At 42.7% G+C, this 25171-nt stretch carries 30 protein-coding genes and 1 pseudogene; 6 read left to right on the top strand and 25 right to left on the bottom strand.

From position 1 onward, the window contains the following. Positions 1–278 precede the first annotated feature (278 nt). From Nant_RS20905 to Nant_RS20895, 3 genes are all read right to left on the bottom strand, one after another. Positions 279–698, bottom strand: coding sequence for a hypothetical protein (locus tag Nant_RS20905; protein ID WP_054343620.1), 420 nt, complete (start codon positions 696–698; stop codon positions 279–281). Between the two features lie 93 nt (positions 699–791). Further along, positions 792–1277: a 2-thiouracil desulfurase family protein gene (locus Nant_RS20900; RefSeq protein WP_054343619.1), complete on the bottom strand. Its 486-nt coding sequence runs from the start codon at positions 1275–1277 to the stop codon at positions 792–794. Positions 1278–1397: 120 nt separating this feature from the next. Then, positions 1398–1982: an O-methyltransferase gene (locus Nant_RS20895; RefSeq protein WP_054343618.1), complete on the bottom strand. Its 585-nt coding sequence runs from the start codon at positions 1980–1982 to the stop codon at positions 1398–1400. 100 nt (positions 1983–2082) lie between these two features. On the opposite strand from Nant_RS20895, the pseudogene Nant_RS20890 reads away from it, so the two are divergent. Then, positions 2083–2931: pseudogene (locus Nant_RS20890) on the top strand (IS5 family transposase); the annotation flags it as partial. A gap of 377 nt (positions 2932–3308) precedes the next feature. Here the strand turns inward: Nant_RS20890 and Nant_RS20885 are convergent. The 5 genes from Nant_RS20885 to Nant_RS20855 all read right to left on the bottom strand — a co-directional run bounded on the left by Nant_RS20885 (position 3309) and on the right by Nant_RS20855 (position 6849). After that, positions 3309–3836, bottom strand: coding sequence for an ankyrin repeat domain-containing protein (locus Nant_RS20885; protein WP_054343617.1), 528 nt, complete (start codon positions 3834–3836; stop codon positions 3309–3311). A 2-nt stretch (positions 3837–3838) separates the two neighbouring features. After that, complete coding sequence (locus tag Nant_RS20880; protein ID WP_054343616.1) at positions 3839–4309, bottom strand: hypothetical protein; 471 nt, start codon at positions 4307–4309, stop codon at positions 3839–3841. Positions 4310–5017: 708 nt separating this feature from the next. Then, positions 5018–5314 carry a hypothetical protein gene (locus Nant_RS20865; protein ID WP_143773598.1) on the bottom strand — a complete coding sequence of 99 codons (297 nt, stop codon included), beginning with the start codon at positions 5312–5314 and terminating at the stop codon, positions 5018–5020. Positions 5315–5433: 119 nt separating this feature from the next. Next, positions 5434–5841 carry a GFA family protein gene (locus Nant_RS20860; RefSeq protein ID WP_054343612.1) on the bottom strand — a complete coding sequence of 136 codons (408 nt, stop codon included), beginning with the start codon at positions 5839–5841 and terminating at the stop codon, positions 5434–5436. A 93-nt stretch (positions 5842–5934) separates the two neighbouring features. After that, on the bottom strand, positions 5935–6849 hold the full coding sequence (locus Nant_RS20855; protein WP_054343611.1) for a LysR family transcriptional regulator: 915 nt from the start codon (positions 6847–6849) through the stop codon (positions 5935–5937). A gap of 112 nt (positions 6850–6961) precedes the next feature. Between Nant_RS20855 and Nant_RS20850 the strand changes: the two genes are divergently transcribed. Then, positions 6962–7423: a carboxymuconolactone decarboxylase family protein gene (locus Nant_RS20850; RefSeq protein WP_076496109.1), complete on the top strand. Its 462-nt coding sequence runs from the start codon at positions 6962–6964 to the stop codon at positions 7421–7423. Positions 7424–7558: 135 nt separating this feature from the next. On the opposite strand, the gene Nant_RS20845 is transcribed toward Nant_RS20850, so the two are convergent. The 4 genes from Nant_RS20845 to Nant_RS20830 form a co-directional block, all read right to left on the bottom strand. Continuing rightward, positions 7559–8260, bottom strand: a complete 702-nt coding sequence (locus Nant_RS20845) for an HNH endonuclease (protein ID WP_054343610.1) — start codon at positions 8258–8260, stop codon at positions 7559–7561. 488 nt (positions 8261–8748) lie between these two features. After that, positions 8749–9441 carry a hypothetical protein gene (locus Nant_RS20840; RefSeq protein ID WP_054343609.1) on the bottom strand — a complete coding sequence of 231 codons (693 nt, stop codon included), beginning with the start codon at positions 9439–9441 and terminating at the stop codon, positions 8749–8751. Positions 9442–9581: 140 nt separating this feature from the next. Then, positions 9582–9887 carry a hypothetical protein gene (locus Nant_RS20835; RefSeq protein WP_054343608.1) on the bottom strand — a complete coding sequence of 102 codons (306 nt, stop codon included), beginning with the start codon at positions 9885–9887 and terminating at the stop codon, positions 9582–9584. Positions 9888–10000: 113 nt separating this feature from the next. After that, complete coding sequence (locus Nant_RS20830) at positions 10001–10408, bottom strand: hypothetical protein (RefSeq protein WP_054343607.1); 408 nt, start codon at positions 10406–10408, stop codon at positions 10001–10003. Between the two features lie 313 nt (positions 10409–10721). Here Nant_RS20830 and Nant_RS20825 point away from each other — a divergent pair, with 313 nt between their 5' ends. Then, the gene (locus Nant_RS20825; RefSeq protein WP_054343606.1) at positions 10722–11744 is read left to right on the top strand and encodes an integron integrase; all 1023 of its coding nucleotides are present in this window, start codon (positions 10722–10724) and stop codon (positions 11742–11744) included. Here the strand turns inward: Nant_RS20825 and Nant_RS20820 are convergent, their stop codons facing one another. The 3 genes from Nant_RS20820 to Nant_RS20810 all read right to left on the bottom strand — a co-directional run bounded on the left by Nant_RS20820 (position 11745) and on the right by Nant_RS20810 (position 14578). Continuing rightward, a complete protein-coding gene (locus Nant_RS20820; protein ID WP_054343605.1) occupies positions 11745–12059 on the bottom strand; it encodes an MTH1187 family thiamine-binding protein in 315 nt (104 codons plus the stop codon). Positions 12060–12090: 31 nt separating this feature from the next. Beyond that, on the bottom strand, positions 12091–13698 hold the full coding sequence (locus Nant_RS20815; RefSeq protein ID WP_054343604.1) for an NAD(P)/FAD-dependent oxidoreductase: 1608 nt from the start codon (positions 13696–13698) through the stop codon (positions 12091–12093). A gap of 169 nt (positions 13699–13867) precedes the next feature. Next, positions 13868–14578 (bottom strand): 16S rRNA pseudouridine(516) synthase, encoded by a 711-nt coding sequence (locus tag Nant_RS20810; RefSeq protein WP_054343603.1) that lies wholly within the window; start codon positions 14576–14578, stop codon positions 13868–13870. A 216-nt stretch (positions 14579–14794) separates the two neighbouring features. Between Nant_RS20810 and Nant_RS20805 the strand changes: the two genes are divergently transcribed. Both Nant_RS20805 and Nant_RS20800 read left to right on the top strand, forming a co-directional pair. Then, entirely contained in the window at positions 14795–15523 is a 729-nt protein-coding gene (locus Nant_RS20805) for a FadR/GntR family transcriptional regulator (protein WP_054343602.1), read from the top strand. Positions 15524–15658: 135 nt separating this feature from the next. Further along, complete coding sequence (locus Nant_RS20800) at positions 15659–16225, top strand: Z-ring associated ZapG family protein (RefSeq protein WP_054343601.1); 567 nt, start codon at positions 15659–15661, stop codon at positions 16223–16225. An 88-nt stretch (positions 16226–16313) separates the two neighbouring features. Here Nant_RS20800 and Nant_RS20795 read toward each other — a convergent pair whose 3' ends face one another. Next, positions 16314–17075 (bottom strand): Nif3-like dinuclear metal center hexameric protein, encoded by a 762-nt coding sequence (locus Nant_RS20795; protein ID WP_054343600.1) that lies wholly within the window; start codon positions 17073–17075, stop codon positions 16314–16316. Between the two features lie 90 nt (positions 17076–17165). Between Nant_RS20795 and Nant_RS20790 the strand changes: the two genes are divergently transcribed. Beyond that, positions 17166–18314: a trypsin-like peptidase domain-containing protein gene (locus tag Nant_RS20790; RefSeq protein ID WP_054343599.1), complete on the top strand. Its 1149-nt coding sequence runs from the start codon at positions 17166–17168 to the stop codon at positions 18312–18314. 125 nt (positions 18315–18439) lie between these two features. Here the strand turns inward: Nant_RS20790 and hisD are convergent, their stop codons facing one another. The 9 genes from hisD to Nant_RS20745 all read right to left on the bottom strand — a co-directional run bounded on the left by hisD (position 18440) and on the right by Nant_RS20745 (position 25035). Then, a complete protein-coding gene (hisD, locus tag Nant_RS20785) occupies positions 18440–19747 on the bottom strand; it encodes a histidinol dehydrogenase (RefSeq protein WP_054343598.1) in 1308 nt (435 codons plus the stop codon). A 3-nt stretch (positions 19748–19750) separates the two neighbouring features. Further along, the gene (hisG, locus tag Nant_RS20780) at positions 19751–20398 is read right to left on the bottom strand and encodes an ATP phosphoribosyltransferase (RefSeq protein WP_054343631.1); all 648 of its coding nucleotides are present in this window, start codon (positions 20396–20398) and stop codon (positions 19751–19753) included. Between the two features lie 12 nt (positions 20399–20410). Continuing rightward, positions 20411–21673 carry a UDP-N-acetylglucosamine 1-carboxyvinyltransferase gene (murA, locus tag Nant_RS20775; RefSeq protein ID WP_054343597.1) on the bottom strand — a complete coding sequence of 421 codons (1263 nt, stop codon included), beginning with the start codon at positions 21671–21673 and terminating at the stop codon, positions 20411–20413. Between the two features lie 20 nt (positions 21674–21693). Further along, positions 21694–21936 carry a BolA family protein gene (locus Nant_RS20770; protein WP_054343596.1) on the bottom strand — a complete coding sequence of 81 codons (243 nt, stop codon included), beginning with the start codon at positions 21934–21936 and terminating at the stop codon, positions 21694–21696. A gap of 84 nt (positions 21937–22020) precedes the next feature. Further along, entirely contained in the window at positions 22021–22329 is a 309-nt protein-coding gene (locus Nant_RS20765) for an STAS domain-containing protein (RefSeq protein ID WP_054343595.1), read from the bottom strand. Between the two features lie 3 nt (positions 22330–22332). Next, a complete protein-coding gene (locus Nant_RS20760) occupies positions 22333–22962 on the bottom strand; it encodes an MlaC/ttg2D family ABC transporter substrate-binding protein (protein WP_054343594.1) in 630 nt (209 codons plus the stop codon). A gap of 14 nt (positions 22963–22976) precedes the next feature. After that, positions 22977–23435 (bottom strand): outer membrane lipid asymmetry maintenance protein MlaD, encoded by a 459-nt coding sequence (gene mlaD / locus Nant_RS20755; protein WP_054343593.1) that lies wholly within the window; start codon positions 23433–23435, stop codon positions 22977–22979. A gap of 3 nt (positions 23436–23438) precedes the next feature. Beyond that, entirely contained in the window at positions 23439–24221 is a 783-nt protein-coding gene (gene mlaE, locus Nant_RS20750) for a lipid asymmetry maintenance ABC transporter permease subunit MlaE (protein ID WP_054343592.1), read from the bottom strand. Beyond that, entirely contained in the window at positions 24214–25035 is an 822-nt protein-coding gene (locus Nant_RS20745; RefSeq protein ID WP_054343630.1) for an ABC transporter ATP-binding protein, read from the bottom strand. Before Nant_RS20745 ends, mlaE begins: the two co-directional genes overlap by 8 nt. Positions 25036–25171 lie beyond the last annotated feature (136 nt).

Here is a 25171-nt window from a genome sequence, read left to right as displayed (position 1 = left end):
CTGACAAAAAAAATGATGCCAACATGGATACAAGTCCTGGAAAAGTAATAAAGCCACACCTCCTATTTTAATAAAATAATTGCACAAAAAATAATAAAAGTTAGTTTCATAACATTTATTTTTACTAATCCCTAAGTATTATACCCGTAGTGATTGGGGTTTAGTTTAAAACATAACGCCCAAATAATAGGCTAAGTAATGGTTGGCTAAAATTGTGTAGCGAAGCGTAGCCAACTGTTACGTGTCCTTGTTGATTTTCTTGCTAGGTTACACTTTACTCATAAGCTTGCCCATTGCTGTTTTAAACCAACTAAATGGACAATACCAAATGATAAGCAAATTACTGAACTCCAGACCCAAAATTCAGGTGAGCGCCCCATGGGTGAACTTATGAAAAAGAAACCTGCAATGCCACGCACTAAATAAATTAGTGTAATAAGGATGAGGGCTAAGCGCATAAAAGGTAAACGGAAAATAATACCTGCCGCTGAGAATGCATAAAGCGACCAAATAGAAAGAATAAGGACAATTGCACTAGTTATGAGGGTGGGTTGAATGCTGCCTCGCTCTGCGAGCACTGCCATTTGTTCACCTGCACCAAAAAAACGATACCAAGGTGCGCCAAAATAAATACAACCTAAATGCAGTATTGCAACAATAGCACTCAAAGTACCCGCAATAATGAGAAAAACGTTCATGATTTGATGAAACCTCCGTGTAACCTAACGCCTCAATAAGAGGCTAAAAATTGTTGGCCAAAATCAGCGAGGCACGAGCACGGCCAACTGTTTTTAGTCCTGCTTAATTGCCTTGTTAGCTTCATTTAACTGGTGTTGACTAAAAACTTTAATACCATTATTTGTTAATAATGCAGCTGTGACTCCAGCTCCATTGATTTTTGTTCCCGAAAAATCGCCACTATATACTGATGAACTTCCACATGAAGGGCTAAACTCGGCGAGTACTGCAACATCAATTTCATTTGCTTTACACAAAGCCAATGCGTTATTAGCACCACGTAGAAAATTTTCAGTGACAATATTGCCACTATTTTCAACTACCGCAATTTTACTTAAAAGTACATCGTACCCATCACCACCATTTATTTCCGCTGGTGCTCTGGGAATGCTCATTCCAGAACTTACCTCTGGGCAGATCGAGATGACTCTGCCTTCATCTATCCATTCTTTAAGGATACTGCTGGAAGTAAATAGAGACTGACCATCGTAACGTACTTTATCTCCTAACAGGCATGCACTAATTAGTACTTTTTTCATTTGAAACTCGCAATATATTATGGAGGCTAACGCCAAGCTAAATGGCGCAGCAATACTGGAAACTCTTTTTGCGAAAGCAAAAAAGGTGCCAGTACTGCGGAGTCCGATTTGAGCGTTTTGTTATACCTGTTTTTCACCTTTATAAACGAGCAACTCACCTTTACCCACTGGTACCAATGAAGTAATTAGGTTGTCTTGATTCTTTAACCAAGCCGTGAACGCTTCAAGCTCGTTACTATGGGAAGTGGCATTGTCACAAACGAGCAGACCACCATTATTAAGTAGATTAAACAGTCGTTCAGCTAAAGCCACATATGTTTTTCGGTCGGCATCAAGAAATATAAAATCCACATTTTCGGTAACTTCGCCTAGGACTTCACTAACGTCTCCCACTAACTGGATAATTTTTGAACTTACGTTGGCTTTGTCAAAGTTCACTGCGGCTTCTGTGACTTTTTGAGGGTTAGACTCGACTGTGTAGACCATCCCGCTTTTTGGGAGCGCTGATGCTAGCCAAATTGTCGAATACCCGTTTGATGTACCTATCTCTAGAATCTTACTCGCACCAGTCGCCTTAACAAGAACAGATAGAAACTCACCTGTATCTCTGGTGATATTGAGATATTTATTTGATTTATCCGTTTGAGCTTGGTCGTTTTCTATACCAAGCTGCTCTAACTCTTTTATAATATTTTCAAGCTCCATCGTAACTTACTCAATAGGTATAACGCTAAGGAACATGCGATTAAGTCCCGCACTATGAGATAATACACGTCATAGCTTTTCAGGGATAAATTAATGGACCATCATCGAACCTTATTACCCCAAAGCCGGAAAGGGTCGTCGTCCTTATCCGTTGATGACGATGCTGCGGATTCATTGCTTGCAGCAGTGGTATAGCTTAAGTGATCCTGCCATGGAAGATGCACTTTACGAGATTGCTTCCATGCGTCTGTTTGCAGGCTTATCGTTAGATCGACCTATTCCAGATCACACTACCATTATGAATTCCCGCCACCTACTGGAGAGGCATAATCTCGCCCGCACTATTTTTGATGAAGTCGTCAGCTGGCTATCCGACGCCGGTGTGTTATTGAAAGAAGGCTCACTCATGGATGCCACCATCATTGAAGCACCGAACTCGACCAAGAATAAGGCGGGTACACGCGATCCGGAGATGCATCAGACCAAGAAAGGCAATCAATGGCACTTCGGATTGAAAGCGCATATTGGTGTTGATGCCCGCACAGGTGTTACGCATAGTCTCACGACCACATCAGCCAATGTGCACGATTTAAATCAAGCGGAACATTTACTGCATGGAGAGGAAGCCTTTGTGTTTGCGGATTCCGGCTATAGAGGCGCTGAAAAACGTGATGCACTGAAAGAGGTTAAGGTGGACTGGTATATCGCCACCATCCCCAGCAAAGTCAAAGCACTGAAAAAGCATCCGCGGATCAACAAAGTGTTATTGGATATTGAGTATAAGAAGGCGAGCATTCGGGCAAAAGTTGAGCATCCCTTCAGGATCATCAAATGCCAGTTCGGCTTTACCAAGGCACGTTATCGAGGCCTGAAAAAGAATGACGGCAAACTCGCCATGCTATTTGCGTTAGCGAACATTGTGCGCGTGGATCAAATGTTAAGGGCATAGGATAAATGCGTCTGGATATTGGCTAACAAGCCCAGACATGCAAAAAGCCAGTCAAAAAAGGAAGAAATATGCGCAATTAGAACTGACATTGTCCGCTTGGTAAGAGTTATATATTTTGTCAGCTAATTATTAACTTAATCGCATGTTCCCTAGGCGAAACTAACTTGGTTACTCGCGCTTGTTCAAACGCAGTTATACCTGCCTTCAAATCTGATTTTTTTCTATTTCTTGTTAACGTAAACCATTCTTGTGTGACGAAATACATAAAATCCCCTTGTGTGTATGTTATTGATAATTAGTTTACTCTGACTGGCAATCTGCAGTAAGCCGTTTTTTGAAGCACGAAACCAAACTTTTTAGCCCCGTTGAGCAACTTGTTATTGGGATTTAGAATAGATAGAAGTTAAAACATTAGCTATAGGAGTTCTATCAATGAGCTTATTATTTTTTTCGAGCTTTTGTAGAAAAGTTAAAGGAGTTAATTCATCATTTCCTTCGATTTGACTTGTGTTTGCTCCCTTATCTATTAAATACTTAACAAGTCTAAGGTCGTTAAGTAATATTGCTGCATGCAAAGGGGAAAGGCCATCAACCTTACTCAAAGCATCAATTGAGGCACCTTTAGACAAAAAATGTTCAAGGTAAACATATCGCTTATTTATATCTTGAATTCCAAACAAAAATGCTAATCCAGCTCCCGATTCTAAGGACTGAATATCATTTTCTGAAGTTCTAAAATTAAAGAGGTACAATTCACATGCTTTATCTGGAATATAGTGAGTATCATCATTCGTACCACAAATAATGATATCTTCAACGTTGCTTTCAGATAGTGAATACACTGCCATTATTGAATATATAATAAGAAAAGATAACGGGATTAAAATAAAGAGTGATTTTTTCACTTTTACCCCCAAACAATTTTGTTATCAGAGTCATTAAACGCGAGCATACCAAAATGGTTGTCATTTAGTTTGGCAACACCATTAACATGCAAAAGCAATACACGTCCAAATTTCCATGCAAGTTGCTCACGTACTTTGTCATAAATCTTTATAGACATTAAATCTTGGCCTTTAGTGTGTTTAAACCAATGCTTTAATGCTTTTTTACCAAATTTAGTTAATACCTTCTTTGCGCCTGCCCTTGGGTTTGTCACTGATCTGAATAGAGCATCTACAAAACCAAATGCATAAGAAGAATCAACAGCTTCAACAAGCAAAGCTTGTGCAAATTCTCGCACAGGATCAGTTATATTAAGTAAATCAATATTGTTATGTTGATTTTTGAAAATGAATTTAAGAATAACTACAGTTTCTTCTTCATTAAAGATAAGTTCATTGGTTTTGAATTTTTTAAGGTGTACTTGCTTGTTCATACTATTTCCTTTAGTTAACACGGCATGTGTTTATTAAGTAGTAATAAATTACTACCGATCCTTATAAATTAGTAATTATTGTATCAAAATAAAATACAGCTTTCATGCATATATTTTTATTTATATCAGAAAGTCAAGGTAGAGTTAAACTAGAAATACCAACGCCCCATTAAGAGGCTTTTAATTGTTGGTTAAAATGTGAAGCGAAGCGGAACCTAACCAACTGTTAAAAGTCCTGCTTGAATGGCTTGTTAGTTTTCAACTACGCACACGGTGGAATGATTTATTGAAACAATGTTCCAGCTGCTCATATATATTAGGATTCTTTTCGATATAATCTGCCATCATTTCAAAGAAACCTTCGACATTATTTTTGTCATAAGGCCTAACGTACACTTTAGTTATTACTCTATGTAATATCTCGTTTAGCCACTTTACTCTATTCAATTTTTCTTCATCATCTAATTCGTTATCGTAAAGATAAACTCTAATAGATACGGTCAATGAGTGAGCTAAAATTCGAAAAAAGTCGCACCTTTCCACTTCAGAGAAACTTTCGATTTTATCGATATAAATATTGAGACTAATGCCAAACTCCTTTTGAAAACTAACGCCCAATTAACAGGCAAAAAATTGTTGGCTAAAATAAGCGACGAAGGAGCAAAAGCCAACTGTTTTTTGTCCTTGTTTAATTTCTTGTTATATAGCCTATTCACTATAACCATCTAGGGGAGCAACTGTCATTATATTTTCAAATCCCACAGCTTCGATAGCGTTTAAATATTTTGAATTTACAAACAGAATATAAGTTTCAATATCTGGGCCATCTGAGTATGGATAAAGAATAGTTCCTTTAGGTAATACACCAATATTATCAGAAGAAGATTGCACAGATAGTGTTTGAGTTAAAGATACAGGCTTTGATTCTAATAATTGCCATTTGAACCAAAACGCACCTGCAGCAAAGGAAAGTATTGATACTAGAATTAATACGAAATATCTCAACTCAAACTCCATTCTATTGAGGCTATATAACGCCCTGTTAACAGGCAATAAAATAGTTGGTTAAAATAAGCGACGAAGGCGCAAAAACCAACTGTTTTTTGTCCTTGTTTAACAGTTTGTTATGCAACCCGTCCTTCTCCAAACTTTGACAAGTTATCCTGCAACTTACACCAATCTGCTTTGTAATCAATGTAAATATGAGCATCAATTTCAACAGGAATAGCTTCATCAAAAGTAGCTATCGCCAATTCCATTTCACTTGAAGGAGCTCCTTTAACCCGAAATCCTAAACTAGAGCCACACTCCTGACAAAATGTTCGAACGGTACCATTAACAGCAACGAACTCTTTTAAGTTCTCATTACCAGAAAGCCAATTTAAACCTGTTACACCGACTAATGTCCCAAATGCAGCACCATGAAATTTACGGCACATTGAGCAATGACAGTTAGCGGCTTTTTCGTTAAAACCATTTACAACAAATGAAACAGCACCACATAAGCAACTCCCTTTATATTTATGACACATGCTGAATCTACTCCTAGCTGCATAACGCCCTGCTCAGCAGCGTGGTGAATTTGGCGTATTTTTTTTGAGTGTTTCTCAAAAAAAGTGCCAAGTTTACCACGTCCGTTGCAGCAACTTGTTATGTGTTTTTTCAACTAGATAGTCAAGAAACAGTCTTATATTTGGGTTTTTATATATACCTTGTTTGTATACGCCATAAACGCTACCACTAGACTGCTCATTAAGAAGTGGCTCCCAATCTCGCAAACAAACCACAAGCAGCCCACTTTTTACATAATCAGATACAATCCAATTTGAAAGCTGAGCAACACCAAGACCGCATAAGGCAGCCTCTAATAATGGAGTGCCACCTTTTGATTTAAGATTACCACTAACTAAAGCCTTAACATTACGGCGACTTTTTTTAAAATGCCAGTAAGTTCTTTGCCTCTCTTGATTGAGTACTAAGCAATTATGTAATGATAAATCCTCAGGCTGTTCAATAGTGGCAGTTGTTGACAAATAATCCGGTGACGCACAAACAAAGGTATGATTTGGAATAATATTACGAAATTTTAAACTTGAGTCTTTTGGAGTTCCAATACGAATAGCTAAATCAATATTTTCCGCGGATAAATCAAGCACTTTATTTTCTAGCTCAACCTCAATCGTTATCTTTGGGTATTTTTTCAAAAAATCAGGAATTATGGGACAAACAATCAACCGACCAAAACTTTCAAATACTGAAATTCTTAAATTTCCTTCAGGCTCTTTACTACTTTCTGCCATAGACATAAGTAAAGAGTCACAATCAGAAACCAGATTAGATGCTCCCTCTAAAAAAAAATGTCCCTTATCCGTCAGTAATAGTTGACGTGTACTACGTTTAAATAGCTCGGAATTCAGCTCATGCTCAAGATTATCAATCGCACGAGTAACGGATGACGGGGCCATATTCAACACTTTGGCAGCTTTAGAAAAGCTACCTAACTCAACCACCTTTAAAAATATACGAGCTAACTTTAACATGGAATCCTTTGCGTTTTGTGCAAAATTGTTTGATATAGAACGTCTATTCTTATCATTACTTGGTAGCTATACAATAACACTCTGTCATCCACTTACACAAATGAGAACAAATATGCCAAGAATACCTTTTGAAAATATACCCGCGAACTTAATGAGCTGCATGGTGCAAACAGAGAAACACATCAAGAGCTTAAACATTATTGATGAATCTTTTATGGAGCTGCTGAGATACAGGGTATCCATGATAAATCAGTGCGCTTATTGCATTGAAATGCACTTTAAAGAAGCAGTTGCTGCAGGTGAAAGTGAATTACGTGTTTATTCATCATCTGTATGGAAAGAAACGAATTTTTATAATGATTCTGAACAAGCATTATTAGCATGGACTGAGTCTGTAACTATGCTAAATGACACAGCTGCTCAAAGGCAACAATCGTTTACCAACCTAAGTAAATATTTCAGCCAAGATGATGTTGCAAATTTAACCTTATCAATCGTACAAATTAATTCTTGGAATCGTCTAGCAAAACCTTTTGGTTTTGAAGCTGGATCTTATCAAGTCGGACAACATTAACGGATAAACTGTTTGGTAGCTGCAACATGTAAGCTGCCGAACACATAACGCCCTGTTAACAGGCAAAAAATAGTTGGTTAAAATTAGCGACGAAGGAGCAAAACCAACTGTTTTTTGTCCTTGTTTAACAGCTTGTTAGGCTTCTTTCTTGGGCCCCCACTTTTCCCGATGCCATTCGTAGTATTTTTTACTAGCTTCCCAGTTCGAAATTTCATTTCCAACCAAAGAGGAAATTACGACATCAAGTGTCTCTGTGGTCTCAGCTTTGGAGTTAGATAGAACTTTTTTATCGTCTATATAAATGTAACCTTTTTCATAAAGGTCATCGCAGCCTAGTTTACACATCAGTGTAGCAACAGCATCAAAGTCGAGCTTTTCTTCGAGGGTACACTTAGATCTGCGTTTTATGTGCGCTGCAACAAACATATTTTCCGGTAATTGCGAATTACAAATAGCACATATGCCTAGCTTTCTACCTTTTAGTAAGTGAGCTCTTAGCAAGCTCTGCTCTGCTCGTCTTTTTGCGCTGAACTCTATATCTAACTCAGGTAGCTTACTGATTTCCCCCAGCTCTTTTTCGATTGAGAAAGTGCCCTCGATATCAATGTTTTTGCTAACAATTATTGAAGCAGCAACTCTTGGTCTTAACTCAGGGTTAGACATACGAGCACCATACCCTAGCTCAACCAATGCCTGAAGTTGATCCAGTGTTTCGATCCTTACATAATCCCTTTCAAAACGAGAGTGTGATGCGACATACATGCCATCTTTATGTTTGTGTGGGTAAAGAGGTTTTCCTGCATTTTTCTTACTACTGCTTCCTATATACGCAACCATTCTAAACCTATCCTCGATTTTGAAGCCTAACGCTTTTGTTGTGGGGCGATGAAACGCAACGAGGAACGAGTGAAGTTTAACCGTCCCAGCCCCGCAGGGGCGAACACCAACTGTTTGTTAGTGGTTAACATCAACGGCGAATCTCTTTCCAAAAAAGATACCCACACCAATATACTATGGAATAAATCATTGCTGCTAATAAGTGCCCATATATTGTTGGGTAGTACCAACCTGTATCAGATGAATACCTAAAGAAAGGTTCACCTAAGTCCCAAAGAGGCATGTAATAGCCCCAGTAACTTGCCAGTCCTATTAGACCAAGTAAAAACATTGATAAATATAATGGCACTGGTAATAAGATTAGCACCAACCATATTTTTATAGGTTTAGTCATAATTCCTTTTGACCACTAACGCTGCAATAATTGGACGACGTCTGCGTAGCAGACGGAGTTCCCAGCGAGGCCCGAGCGATAGTTTATTGTTTTGTTAGATGTTTTTCTCAGAAGTACAATCAACACCTAAAAAACGCATTCTAAGTGACCATTTTTCCTGAATTTTTTTCCATTCGCTATCAATGAAATATCCTACTTGATGACCTTCAATATTATCACCCGTGTTGAATAAGAGGTATTGAGTTTCACCAGGGGTGTATTCGCATAAAACTCTAAATATGTGATCAAAAAAAGCCATTACAACACGCATGACAATAAATGGGTCATCACCTTGCCATTCATCGCTACTGTAAGGTATCTCTAGTAATTTTGTTTTCCCTAGATCAGCAGTTCGTGTGAATTCATCCACAGTCACCCACTCTGCTTTTTTCGATTTAGGGTGAACCATAAAATTTCTAATAGATTGTAATTCTTGAATGTTTTGTATCTCTTGAAGGCCGCGATCCAGCTTTAGATTCTTCTTTTCCCAGAGGAAAAAATCATACTTATTTATAGGAGTGAATTTATCTACTTCGTTGAAAATATTTTTTGGCAGGTTTAGAGTTTCCAATAAACAGTTAGCGACAACCTCCGGTAGTATTGAAAGATTGAGTATCGCGGCTCTTGCAAGCTGTTCTTCAGTATTATTTTCATTTTCTAGGGCATCAAACGCAGATTTTGTAAAATAGATACTATCTCTAAAGATAGTCTCAAACTTGCGGTCAATATAGTACTTATCTTGTTTCATATAGGTTATCTATCACTTGGTGGAATCTACGTTTCTGTGCAATTTACATCTAACGCCTCAAACAGAGGCTTAAAATTGTTGGCTATAATGTTTGAGGTACGAAAAACAGCCAACTGTTTTAAGTCCTTTGCTTTGACTTGTTATACGTTTTTTGACAGAGCTATATGAAACATTTGCTCATATTCATCTGCTTTATTGATCGCATCAATCTGGATAGCTACTTTTTGAATACGTCTCCAGAAACCAGACTTACAATTATGTAAAGTCCCTAAAGTGGCTAATGACTCCATTGCCTCAAAGATATCACGTTCCCGTAAATCAAATTGATATTGTGCCAACTCAATTTGCTCAAAAGAAAATAGTGATGGTTTATCAAGGAACTCCGAAGCCTGAAAAAGCATAACTTCAGCACTCTTCCATTTTTTCGCTAACCTTTCGTTATGCATGCAACTGACCTAAACGTATAACGCCGCAATCACTTGCCGGAGGGTTTGGCGATTTGTTTGCAGATCCACCGAAAACAAAGTGACAAATACCGGAGGTCAGGTGCATTGCTTTGTTAACTTTTTCCATATTTAGATAATAACTCCAATGCTATAAATGCAGGAGTCTTACCGATACCTTTTTTATGAGCTAATATTTCTGGCTCGACTTTATTCCACAATTCAATATCGATGACATCATTCGTGTTCAGATTTACTAAAACTTCAAAGTCATAAAAATCCTTTCCATTACTTAACCAAGAGCCAGACCACCAATGCCCAAATTGATCAGGTAAATCACTAATCTCTATCAAAATTCCACTAGACTTGCTAAATCCCTTCATTTCTAAAACCGAATCCAGCCATTTTTCTGGCTGACCTTTCTGAATGAATGAGTTAGCAATCTCTTCCATTACTAAGAACATCAGCTCATTTTGTTGCTGGACGTTTCGATTTCTTATATTGCGCAATGTATGAATATTCATCAGAAGTTAACAGTTTATTCATTCGCAAGCGGGCGTATATCCCCTTGCAGGTTATTTTTAACGGCTCCCCCCATTATCAACAAAAAACACACTAAATCAATAACTTGCGGCAATTAGCTTTTAATCTAATCAGATAGCCGCGCCTCCCGTAGTATATTTCGGTACGTTGTTTTCCGTTCGAAATTTTTCGCGTTTTATAACCTGTTGATAAAATTAAAGTATTACGATATAAACTGTTTACAATCCTAAATATGCCGCAGGATGTTGGATATTTCGGGTTTTTCTATTTCTATCGAGACTCATGGAGGAGTTTATGCAAGATGTTCGTCGCCCTTTACCCGCCACCCCTGTACGCTTTTTAGATCAATTCCGCACATTGATTCGCGCCCAGAATAAAGCTTTTAAGACTGAAAAAACTTACGTGCAATGGGTAAAAGCGTTTATTTATTTTCATAATAAACGCCACCCTAAAGATATGGGGGTTGTGGAGATTGAGCAGTTTCTAGAACACTTGGCCGTACAGGAAAATGCCTCTCGCAATACACAGAAAACAGCGTTAAACGCTTTAGTATTTCTGTATAAGCAATTTTTCGGTTTGGCCGAGCTTAAACTCAGCTTTCAGTATGCTAAACAACCGCAGGCTATTCCGGTTGTATTTTCTCATAACGAGGCTATGTCTGTTATTGCTCAGTTACCCGCCGCTTATTACTTGCATGCTGGATTAATGTATGGCGCAGGTCTGAGGATTTCTGAATGTGGCAGGCTTCGGGTTCAAGATGTGGATTTTTCCATGAATACGTTGATAGTCCGACGTGGTAAGGGCAACAAAGATCGTGTGACGATGCTGCCCGCTAGTTTAATTAACGCGCTTAAGGAGCAACTATCTTTAGTAAAGATAATTCATCAACGCGATGTTAAAGATGGCGGCGGCGAAGTGTACTTACCTAATCTATTAGCAAAAAAATATCCTTCGGCTCCTCGTGAGCTGGCATGGCAGTATCTTTTCCCAGCCAAAGAACTTTCCGTAGATCCTCGCACAGGGATTAAACGCAGACATCACATTATGGATTCCACCGTACAGCGCGCTGTTAAAAATGCGATCCGCGCTGCGGGTATCCATAAAAAAGCGGGATCGCATACTTTTCGACACAGTTTTGCGACCCGCTTGTTAGAGCAGGGTTATGATATTCGAACCATCCAAGAGCTGCTTGGGCATGCGGATGTTGCTACCACAGAGATTTATACGCATGTAGTAAAACAGGGCGGCAAGGGTGTGCGCAGCCCTATTGATCTTGCCTTTAATAGTCAAACTGGAATACCGGGCATAGATCACTAGTCAAGACCTACTTTTAGCCGCGAGCTTATCCTGCACGCTGGTGACTTTATCAGCCATGGTCTGTGCCCGGTCTGCGCGCGTACCTACCTTCATGTGGCTGATGATGCGAACTGCGCCAGCTTCGTGCAGATCTTCATGGCAACGTTTCACTGCGGCCATAACATCGTCCCACTCGCCTTCTACGTTGGTGCCGTAGCCATGCATGCTGTGAGTTAGCCCGGCTTCTTCAAAGATCTTCTGGCACCTGGCGACATAAGGTGAAATGGAGACTCCTACGCCGCTGGGCGATACCATAATATCCATCAGTACGTACATGCGTTACTCCTGAATGCTGTTATTACTACTCTTATTTAACGCTCTCATTAATGCTCAGCGCCATCGCTTCGGCGATTTTAATGCCGTCGATGGCTGCCGACATAATACCACCGGCATAACCCGCGCCCTCACCTGCCGGAAACAGACCGTGGGTATTGATGCTTTGGAAATTTTGATCACGCTTGATACAGATAGGCGCCGACGTACGAGTTTCAACGCCCGTCAGGATCGCGTCTTCTAAGGCAAAGCCTTTGATTTTACGATTGAACACCGGAATCGCTTCGCGGAGCGCCTCAATGCAAAAGTCGGGTAGCGCTTTAGACAGGTCGGTTAGCTTAATACCGGGTTTAAACGAAGGTTCAACACTGCCTATCGTTTCTGATGACAGGCCTTTCAGGAAGTCACCGACTTTCTGTGCAGGCGCGTCGTAGTTTGAGCCACCTAGCACGTAAGCATTACTTTCGAGTTGGCGTTGAAAGTCGATCCCTGCCAAGGGGTTGCCCGGGTAATCTGATGGATCTATACCCACTACAATCGCACTATTGGCGTTGCGTTCGGCACGCGAATACTGACTCATGCCATTCGTCACTACACGATGTTCTTCTGAGGTGGCCGCGACTACAGTGCCACCCGGGCACATGCAGAAGCTATACACAGAACGGCCACTTTTACAGTGGTGCACAAGTTTGTAATCGGCTGCACCTAAAATCGGGTTGCCGGCATTGCTGCCAAAACGTGCTTCATCAATGGCTGATTGCTGGTGTTCTATGCGAAAGCCGACGGAGAACGGTTTGGCTTCTATATACACGTTTTTATCGTATAGCATCTGGAACGTATCACGGGCGCTGTGCCCTATCGCCAGCCCGATGTGTCTTGATTTAATCACTTCACCGTCGGCTAATACCACGCCGGTAATCTGGCCATCATCAATCTGAACATCATCAACGCGGGCGCTGAAGCGTATCTCGCCGCCTAAGGCGATAATTTGCGCACGCATTTTTTCGACCATCGATACGAGTCGAAAAGTTCCGATATGCGGCTTGCTCACGTACATGATTTCGTCAGGCGCACCGGCGGCGACAAATTCGACCAGCACTTTGTGGCCGTAATGTTTGGGATCTTTTACCTGGCTATAGAGTTTGCCGTCTGAAAATGTTCCGGCACCGCCTTCACCAAACTGCACATTGGATTCGGTATTGAGTATTTTTTTACGCCAAAACCCAAAGGTGTCTTTGGTGCGTTCGCGAACTTCTTTACCCCGATCAAGAATAATCGGGTTGTAGCCCATTTGCGCTAAGACCAAACCCGCTAACAAACCGCACGGCCCAAAGCCGATAATCACAGGGCGTTCCTGTAAATTGGCAGGTGCCTGTGCTACATATTTATAGCTCATATCGGGTGTGACTTTGACCAGATGATTCTCTGCAAACTTTTCGAGCAATGCGTCGTTGCAGCGGGTCTCAACATCAAGGGTATAAATCAGTACGATATTAGTTTTCTTACGTGCATCGTATCCACGCCTATGCACTTCGTGGCTTATCAGGTCGTCTGCTGTAATGTCTAAGCGGGTTAAAATTGCATTTGTCAGCGCCTGATCATCGTGATCCAGCGGTACTTGAATATTAGTCAGACGTATCATGTGAGGCTTCCCGATAAGACAGCGTTACTTAGTTTTAGTAAAGGCTACTTAGTTTTAGTAAAGGCTGCATTTTACGCATTTCTTAGCCAAATGTCGCAGAGTCATTGATCAGCAATCAGCTTTTTAAGAATCAGTATTTTACAGAATCACTATTCAGCAGTGCTGGCAACTAGCAGCTTGTCTCGGTGATCTCATGCGCGGTTAGTTCTCTGCTTTCGCCGGGAGCCAGTGCCGGATCTAATAGTAATGGCCCTACGCTAATGCGATGCAGTTGCAGCACAGGATTTCTAAACCGACCAAACATGCGTTTTATCTGATGATATCGCCCTTCGGTGAGGCTGACCTGAGCCACCTTATCCGTGATTATTTCGAGCAGTGCCGGCCGTGTTGTAATGTCTTCGTAAGCGAAATACATACCCGCTGCAAACGCCTCGATATACTCTTGTGAGAGAGGATTTTCGAGTGTCACCCGATACACCTTAGTTACTTTTTTATCAGGTGAGGTCAGGCCACTCGACCAGCGACCGTCATTGGTAAGTAATAACAAACCCGATGAATTCAGATCTAAACGACCGACAATGTGCAACCCTGCCCGGTCCGGCCTATCTAACAGATCAATCACGGTTCGGTGCTGCTCATCCTTGGTTGCACTCACCACGCCCACCGGCTTATTCATCATGACATACGTCGCCATGTTGGCCTGTAATATCTGATCGTCCAACGTGATATGGGAAAACTCGTTAATCGCCTGATCAATATCGATAGCAACTCGCCCATCTACACAGACTCGCTGCTGAGCCAGCATCAGCCTTACATCTTTGCGATTGATATTCACTTTAACACTGAGGTAGCGATCCAGGCGTCCGCGTTTTGACTGCATTATAAGTTACTCAGAACGACACGAAAAATACGCAAGAATAACGAGTCGAGGGCAATAGATGCAAGGGGCTTTAATGACCTGCACTGGCACTATGCCAGTATAACTGCGCTGTTTTAGAGATTGTTGTACGCACGGGTAAAATTCATTCATATGACAATTTAACAAATACACCTATTTATGGAATACTCTCTGTCTGATTTTTATGAGTAATGATGTGTGAAATCTATAGATTTTGAACCGGTTGGCCTACAAAGCTTATCTCGCCAGATTGCCGACCAGATCCGTCAGGCAATTATTGATGGCTCACTGGAAGCTGATGACCGCTTACCAACAGAAGATGAACTGGCGGCACGTTTTAGCGTTTCACGCCCGACTATTCGTGAGGCGCTAAAGCGTCTGGCCGCTCAAAACCTGGTGCGCTCTAAGCGCGGACCTACCGGCGGAACCTTTGTTAATCGTCCCAGCATCAGCGACCTGAGTGATTCATTAGCCGGTGCAACCACATTGCTGATGGGACTAAACGCTTTTTCGCTAGAAGAAATTACCCAGACTCGTCTTGAGCTTGAAGTCATCTGTTGTAAATTAGCAGCGCAGAACCGTACGTCTCAGGATCTGGAGGCATTGCAGCATGAACTCGACGCACAAGCCGATGTTGCCCTTTCAGCTGAAGACTTCTGCGCATCGGATGTAAAGTTCCACCGCTTAATAGCCGACGCAACAGGCAATCGTATGCTGGGGTTTGTTATGCATACGGTAATCGAAGCCTTACAACCGGTCGCTAACATGGTGGCACACCGCTATCGGGAAAAGGCCGTCATTCACCAACAGCATGAACGCTTATTTAAGGCGATCGAGCTTCAGGATGTTGTACTTGCTACAGAAATACTAACTGAACAGGTGCATTATCTTGCCGAACAGCATCGCGCTGCGCTTGCACGCAAGTAATGCGGTTAAATAAAACTAAAAGCGTGTTAAGTTGTCTGTTCATGATGAGGTTAATAAGCAGTTTCTATTATCCTATCCATTAATAAGAATCGCTTTAACAAAAATATAACGTGATTTTAGCAGTGAGGACTAACTGTGGAAGAGAGTAATATTTGGATCATTGGTGTTGCAGCCCTGGCTATTGGTGCATTGATTGGTTATTTGCTGGGCCGCGCTGGTGGCGACTCAGGCCAACAACAACTTGAAGATATGCAAAAAGAGCTGGAAACCTATAAATCAAAAGTTGCCGGCCATTTTGAAGAAACAGCCGACCTCGTTAATAAGATGACTGAGTCTTACCGTGGTGTATACCAACATCTGGCAACGGGTGCTCAGGCATTATGTGATGCCGATACCGCACGTTCGATCGAATCTAGCATGACTCCTCAATTAGCACTTCAGAAAGAAGTGATCATCAAAGAGGCGGACAGCGAATCGGCTGAACCTAACACTGAACCAAAAGATACAGCCAAAACCGAAGCGTCCGTCAATGTGGAGCCTCCACGAGACTATGCGCCTAAGCAGGCCAAGGAAGAAGGCACTTTATCTGAGTCGTATGGCTTGAAAAACGCTGAAGCAGCCGCTGACACTGAGTCAGAAAAAACATCAGAAAAATCAGCAGAAAAAAAAGCTACGCCTGATGACTCTGCCAAAAAAGCTTAGATCCTAAGCGGCAACTGCTGTTAACACAGATGTAGTTAACATCAACACAGCAGTTAAAAGAATGGCCTCCTTGCGAGGCTATTTTCATTTATACCGGATTATCTATCTCTATATAATGATGCTCTATGCCAAAGTGATGTTTCAAATGCTCACCTAGCGCCTGCACACCATAACGTTCCGTTGCATGATGCCCCGCCGCAAAGTAGTCAATCCCTGCTTCGCGGGCAATATGTACGGTTTGCTCCGAAATCTCACCTGATATATAGGCGTCAGCGCCCGATTCAAGCGCCTTCTCGATATAACCCTGCGCGCCACCCGTGCACCATGCAATTCGCTTAATAGCCCGATCAATGCCTTTTATATGAAGTGCCGGACGCTTTAAAACACGCTCAAACTCCGCCGATAACTGGTCTGCCGTTAGCGCATGTTCTAACTGCCCAACCATACCGATGGCTTGCCCTAACTCACCATCCAAACCCGTTTCAATTTGCCAGTTCATCATTTTTGCTAACTGAGCATTATTGCCAAGTTCAGGATGAGCATCCAACGGCAGATGATAGGCCAGCAAACTGATATCGTTACGCAATAACGTTTGCAGACGTTGCTTTTTGATACCGACGACCCGCTCATTCTCACCTTTCCAAAAGTAACCGTGATGCACTAGCACCAGGTCAGCCTGCATCGATACAGCAGCATCCAATAACGCCTGAGAAGCAGTCACACCTGAGACAATTCGTTTAACCTCAACCTTCCCTTCTACCTGCAAACCGTTTGGACAATAATCTTTAAACTGTCCTGAACTTAACAATTCTTCACAATATTTAACCAGTGCAGGCAATAAAACTGACATAGAATAAACTCCTGATTAGTAACCGAGTGGCTCTGACCGTATAATTCTACAATGTGAGGGTATTTTCACCAGTATTTCTGAGACGTAAACATGCGTAAATTTAGTTTTTTAGGATGGCCAATCATCACCGGTGTACTGGTCGCCATTATCCTACTACAGTTTTTTCCTCAGCTGTTTTCACCGCCGGTTACAACTGTCGAAATACGTGAAACACTGTTACCTACTCATGTACCGGGTGTAAGTGGCCCTGTATCTTATTCTGATGCAGTTGAAAAAGCGGCACCCGCTGTCGTCAACATTTATACCCGAACTGTGATCAAACAACAGCAGTATCCTCCCATCGAAGATCCTCTTTTTAAGAAATTTTTTGATTTGGGTGATATGCCGCAACGTGAGCGTATTCAATCCAGCCTCGGATCTGGCGTTATCCTTAATGCACAAGGCTACATTATCACCAACAACCACGTAATTGCCGGGGCTGATAGCATTGTGATTGCCCTCAAAGATGGCCGTGAAACGTCGGCGGAGATTGTGGGCACCGATCCGGAAACCGATCTGGCTATTTTAAAAACTAATATGGAGAACTTACCCAGCATTACCCTCTCACCGTCAGACGCCCTGCGTGTCGGTGATGTCGTGCTGGCAATAGGCAACCCTTTCGGCGTAGGTCAAACCGTTACTATGGGCATTGTCAGCGCCACCGGCAGGAATAGCCTTGGGTTGAATACTTACGAAGATTTTTTGCAAACGGATGCCGCTATAAACCCAGGTAATTCTGGCGGTGCGCTCGTTGATGCTCATGGTAATTTGATAGGTATAAATTCCGCTATTTTTTCAAAATCCGGCGGTTCACAAGGAATAGGCTTTGCCATTCCATCCGATTTAGCCAAAAAAGTAATGACCGATCTGATTACACAAGGGCGCGTTGTACGTGGCTGGTTAGGTATAGAGATTCAGGAATTAACGCCTAACCTGGCTGAGTCATTCGGCATTGAGGAGATGAACGGACTTATTATTGCCGGCATCTACCGTGATGGCCCTGCCCATAAAGCAGGCCTGCAACCTGGCGACATCATGCTTTCACTAAATGGTGAGCGAGTGGATGGACGCCGTTCGATGATCAGCATTGCTGACCTTACACCGGGTGAACCGTTGAATGTGGAGTTTCTTCGCGAGGGCGAACATTTAACAACTGAGGTAAAAGTGGGAGAGCGACCACTGACTAAACCTGCTTCCTGAACAAAATGTTATCGGAAGTTTGTAGACAGCATTTGTTATTGTGGACGCCAAAATGATAGTTAAACAGACAGCAAAAAGGCCTCAGATGAGGCCTCAGATGAGGCCTTTTTCATGCGCTTATTTAATCAGTCTTTGATACGGTATTCAGCAGAACGAGCATGCGCGGTAAGCCCTTCTCCGCGTGCCAGCACCGACGCAATTTTACCGGTTTTTGAGGCACCATCCGCTGAAAACATAATCAGTGAAGAACGCTTCTGAAAATCATAAACACCTAAGGGTGATGAAAAACGCGCGGTACCGGAGGTCGGTAAAACGTGATTAGGGCCTGCACAGTAATCACCCAGCGCTTCAGCGGTGTGGCGTCCCATGAAGATCGCACCTGCATGACGCACCAGGGGCAGCAACTCTTCTGGGTTTTCAACCGATAATTCAAGATGCTCAGGCGCTATGCTGTTACTGATTTCAATGGCTTGTTCCATATCCTTAACCAGTATCAGAGCGGCACGATTACGTAGGGAAACTTCTATAATTTCCTTACGTTCCATCGTGGGTAATAATCTGCGAATACTAGTTTCAACTTTATCAATAAAGTCGGCATCCGGAGTAACCAGTATCGATTGCGCATCTTCATCATGCTCAGCTTGCGAAAACAGGTCCATCGCAACCCAGTCGGGATCTGTTTTTCCATCACAAATCACCAGAATTTCAGAAGGTCCGGCAATCATATCAATGCCAACAACACCAAATACGGCACGTTTTGCTGTCGCGACAAAAATATTGCCTGGGCCGACAATTTTATCAACCTTAGGAACAGTTTCTGTACCATAAGCTAAAGCCGCCACGGCTTGAGCGCCACCAATGGTAAAGACGCGGTCAACACCCGCTAGCGATGCAGCAGCCAGTACCAGCTGATTCAGCTCGCCATGTGGTGTAGGCACCACCATTATGATTTCTTTAACGCCGGCAACATGAGCGGGAATAGCATTCATTAACACCGATGAAGGGTAAGCAGCCTTTCCACCCGGCACATACAAACCAACACGATCTAAGGGCGTCACTTTCTGACCCAGCATGGTGCCATCAGCTTCAGTGTATTGCCACGAATCACTTTTCTGCTTTTCATGATACTGACGTATACGCTGTGCCGCTTGTTCAAGCGCACTGCGTTGATCTTCAGGCAAAGTGTCTAAGGCTTGTGCAAGACGCTCTTTAGTCAGCTCCAACTCAGCCATTGTAGTAACGGACGTCAGATCAAAGCGATTGGTATAGTTAACAACAGCGGCATCACCGTTGAGTTTTACCTCGGCCAGTATCTCATCAACAATGTGATTAACCTTCACATCGGAAACACTTTCCCATGCGAGGATCTTTTCAAGCTGCTCTTTAAAATCATCCTGTGAGCTATTTAAGCGGGTGATAGACAGTTCACTCATCAATTAACCCTCTCTTCTTTTCACAACAGCATCAGACATCATATCAATAATCGGCTGGATCTGGCGGTACTTCATCTTCATTGCGGGTTCGCCAACAACAAGTCGAGAGCTGATATTAGCAATAAAGTCCATCGGCTCCAGGCCGTTGGCGCGCAGCGTATTACCCGTGTCTACGATATCGACAATACGATCGGCCAAGCCCATAATAGGGGCCAATTCCATAGCACCGTAGAGTTTGACGAGATCCACCTGACAACCCTGTTGCGCGAAATACTGACGCGCAATATTGACAAATTTTGTTGCGATGCGCATACGCCCTTCAACAGGCGCAGCACCGGTCAGACCGGCAACCATCAGCTTACATTTTGCGATTTCAAGATCAAGCTGCTCGTATAACCCTTTGCCACCATGCTCCATCAATACATCTTTGCCAGCAATGCCCATATCAGCACCACCATACTCAACATAGGTCGGAACATCAGTCGCCCGAATCACCACAAATTTAATATTGTCGTGATTGGTGTCAAAAATCAGCTTACGGCTTTTAAAGATATTCTCTGCCGGAATAATATTCGCTGCTTCCAACAATGGCAGTGTTTCTTCAAGTATACGACCTTTAGACAGCGCAATCGTAAGCTGTTGTTTTTTCATCATTTTATTCACTTAGCCTGGGATGCGACGAATCTTCGCACCCATCATCTGCAATTTCTCTTCAATGCATTCATAACCACGGTCGATGTGATAAATACGATCAATAGTGGTTTCTCCATCGGCAACGAGTCCCGCAATCACCAAACTGGCCGATGCTCTCAGGTCTGTTGCCATCACTGGCGCACCCTGTAGTCGATCTTCACCTTCAATCGTTGCAGAATTTCCGTCAATCAGGATGTTAGCACCTAATCGAATCATCTCCTGCATGTGCATGAAGCGGTTTTCAAAGATAGTCTCTTTGATATGTCCAACCCCTTCAGCCACCGCGTTCAATGCGGCAAATTGTGCCTGCATATCCGTTGGAAAAGCAGGATAAGGTGCGGTTGTAATATTCACAGATTTTGGCCTGCGGCCTTCCATATCGAGTGAAATCCAGTCGTTACCGGTTTCGATTTTAGCGCCCGCTTCGGTCAACTTTAATAGCACTGCATCCAGAATATCTGAACGCGTATTAGTCGTTTTAACGTAACCACGGGTAGCCGCTGCAGCAACAAGATAGGTGCCCGTTTCAATGCGGTCCGGCATAACCGAATAGCGGCATCCTTTAAGGGATTCGACACCATTAACGGTAATCGTATCGGTACCTGCGCCCTGAATATCTGCACCCATAGCAATCAGACAGTTTGCCAGATCAACAATTTCGGGTTCACGCGCCGCGTTTTCCAGAATGCTCTGGCCTTCAGCCAATGTCGCTGCCATTAAAATATTTTCAGTACCGGTAACCGTCACGATATCGAATAATATTTTTGCACCTTTCAAACGTCCGTTACTGCGCGCATGAATATAACCGGCATCAACGGTAATCTCAGCACCCATCGCCTCCAGGCCACGGATATGCAAATCCACAGGACGGCTGCCAATCGCACAGCCACCCGGGAGAGAAACATCAGCCTGACCGTAGTGAGCCAACAATGGACCCAGCACCAGAATAGAGGCACGCATCGTTTTAACTAATTCATAAGGAGCGTTATAGTGTTTGATGGTACGGGTATCAAATTCAACACTGAGCTTTTCATCAATCGTCAGTTCAACGCCCATCTGACGGATCAGCTCCAGCATGGTTGTAATATCATTCAGATGCGGCAGATTACAGATTGTTACCGGCTCATCCGCCAGTAGCGTTGCCGCAAGAATAGGCAGTGCTGAGTTTTTTGCGCCTGAAATACGGACTTCACCGTTCAGACGCGCACCACCTTCAATAATGAGTTTATCCATTTAAAAATTCCAACCACGAGTTAGCCCTGCAATTTTTTCCATTGCTCAGGTGTATAGGTTTTAATGGTAAGCGCATGAATAGTGCCATCAGCTATATATTCATTCAGGCACTGGTATACCAACTGCTGTTTTTTAACAGGCATTAAGCCAGTAAATTGTTCATTGATAACAGTAACTTCGAAGGAACAACCTTCACCCCCGGTAATTACCTCTGAGCCTTGTAGTTGCGATTCAATAATAGTCTTTACTTCTTCAGCATTCATGAAGCGCTCCGTAACAAGTTTGCATTTACAATAGAGGGACGCAATGGTAACGAATTAGCACCTAAAAGGCGAAATTAATACCTTTCAATGGCTATTGTGGAAATGCGCATTCGCATCCAAACCCACCAGGTCGGCAATCGAAACCATATCATCCGGCAGGTTGATAAATGTCACTTCTTTATTTTGTTTTTTTGCCAATCGCAAAAAACATAAGCATAAAGAGAGCGACGAACTATCCACTTTCCCTACCTTGGAAAAATCCAGAACACAGTCCCCAACCTGCGCCGAAATAGACGCTTCAGTTTTTTGCCTTATCTGGTAAATATTAGGAAAAACCAAATCGCCGACCAGCTCTATCGATTTATTCTCTGGACTTAATGTTTTATCACTCACAGATTAACTCTTCGCCGGTTTATCATCAATTTTCGCTTTCCATGAGTCGACCACCTGCCCCACATCGTACTGTGAACGCTGCATCATCTCTGCAAACTGATTTTGGAAAGTAATTCTTAAATTAATACCATCGAGCATGACGTTGACTAACTTCCAATTGTCATCTTTTTTCACCATATAGTTAACTAATGTGTAATTAGCACCGGCTTTAGATGTCACATTAACGGAGACAATCTGCTTATCATCTTCAGGGCTGATACTAGTAGGCTCAACCATATTATAAGTGTCAATATCAAACTCGAGTAACGATTTAGCATACGTTTTTATCAACGTTTGCTTAAATACCACAGCAAATTGTGTACGTTCAGCGTCACTTGCCTGACGATAATATTTACCCATCACCCAATGTGAGATGTATTCAAAATCGACATCGCGATCAACAATTTTCTCCATATCATCTGACACAGCATTGATATCGACTGGCTGCTCTGCACGGTGAAGATTGATTACAGAGATCATATCTTCGATCGTCTGCTTAACTTCAACACTCGCTTCCTGCCAGGTAGCTGCCGCTATAAATGACTGCGAAAACAGCCCAAGCCCAAAAATAACCGTTAAAAATAGTCGTTTCATTGCGGGTACTTCCCTTAATTGCTCACTTTATTAAACAAGAACTTCCCAATCAGGTCTTCCAATACCATGGCTGATTGAGTATCGCGAATATATTCCCCCTCTTTGAGGGACGCTTCTTCAAAACCAACAGAAACACCAATATATTGTTCACCTAACAGACCCGCCGTCAGAATTTTGGCTGAGCTATCGACTGAGAGATAGTCGACGTCACCGTGAATATCCATAGCGACCAAGGCGACCAGACGATTTTTATCAATCTGTATACTTTTTACTTCTCCGATCTGCACACCCGAAAGTGTTACTTTAGCACGAGAAGTTAAGCCGCCAATATTTTCAAAACGAGCATAGACAGTATAGTCGCCTTGTTTAGCAGACAGTTTCAAACCACTTACATTCAGCGCCAACCCTAATATTGCCAGAATACCCAGCACCATAAAAAAGCCAACCATGATTTCAATCCAGCGCATACGCATCTTTTATATATCTCCAAACATCAATGCGGTTAAAACGAAATCCAACCCTAAAACAGCTAAGGAAGAATAGACAACAGTACGAGTCGTTGCCTGACTAATGCCTTCTGAGGTTGGTACACAATCATAACCCTGGAAAACCGCTATCCAGGTAACGACTACACCAAACACAAAAGCTTTAATAACGCCATTCAGAACATCTCCAGAGAAATCAACTGAGTTTTGCATATTAGCCCAGAATGACCCTTCAAAAATCCCCAGCCATTCAATACTGATCAATGCACCGCCAAAAATACCCACCATTGCAAAGATCACTGCGAGAATCGGCATTGAGATAAAACCAGCCCAAAGCCTCGGCGCGACAATACGGCGCAGAGGATCAACACCTATCATCTCAAGGCTTGAAAGCTGCTCAGTGGCTTTCATCAGACCGATTTCCGCTGTGAGCGCAGAGCCGGCACGGCCGGCAAACAAAAGCGCAGTAACCACCGGAGCCAGCTCACGCACCAGAGTTAAGGCCACCATCTGCCCAACCGCTTGTTCTGATCCGTAGTCAACTAAAATCGTGTAGCCCTGCAACCCCAGCACCATTCCAATAAACAAACCGGACACGATTATAATAACCAGTGATAAAACACCAATAAAATAGATCTGTTTAAGCAGCAGAGGAAACATAACCACAGGCGTTGGCGCTGCCACTAATGACTGCCAAAGCATCTGCCCACTTCGTCCTGCAGAGGCCAAACGATCAAGTGTAGAACGCCCCAGTGTGGCGATTTGATCAAGCATTAGGACTCTCCTGTGTATAAAGATCCTGAAGTAGATCATCATCAGAGAAGTGAAAAGGAACAGGACCATCGGGCAGCCCTTGCATAAATTGTTTCACTTGCTCTGTATCATCCTTTAACAACTGTGCGGGTGTGCCTGAAGCGATCACATGGCCATCAGATAAGAGAAAGATGTGATCGGCAATACTCAACGTTTCCTGGATATCATGCGAAACAATGATGCTGGTATGCCCTAACGCTTTATTAATCATGCGTATAAGCTTAACCAGCACGCCTTTTGCTATCGGATCCTGGCCTGTAAAAGGCTCATCATACATAACAATAGCAGGGTCCAGCGATATCGCCCGCGCCAATGCGACTCGTCGCGCCATCCCACCCGATAACTCACTAGGCATCAAATCGCGGGCTCCACGCAACCCTACCGCTTGTAATTTTAGCAGCACAATATCGCGAATCATGTCATCCGGCAGATCCGTATGTACTTTTATCGGAAAAGCTACATTGTCATACACGCTCATATCGGTAAACAAAGCACCACTTTGAAATAGCATACCCATACGTTCACGCAAAGAGAACAGCTGCTGTCGCGACAAGCGATGCACATCCTCCCCATCGATCTTTATCTGCCCGGTATCCGGGCGCAACTGCCCGCCGATCAGTTTAAGCAGTGTCGTTTTGCCTGTGCCCGAAGGCCCCATAATTGCTGTTATTTTCCCACGCGGGATCTCCATATTTACATTTCGGAAGATCTTGCGGGTTCCACGACTAAAGCTAAGTCCTTGTATATCGATAATCGATTCAGAACTATTGTGCATCGACATAGTAAAAGCCTATTTCCCTGAAAGCAGGAGTTAAGTAATGCGTTTATCTGACATAAAAATTCCGCGGCGCACTATAACATTGACAACATAAAACGTGAACAGAACTTTCTTTTACACACGTTTTTAAACT

Source organism: Neptunomonas antarctica, from assembly GCF_001305295.1.
Taxonomy (GTDB): domain Bacteria; phylum Pseudomonadota; class Gammaproteobacteria; order Pseudomonadales; family Balneatricaceae; genus Neptunomonas; species Neptunomonas antarctica.
This window is presented reverse-complemented; position numbering and strand designations above follow the sequence as displayed.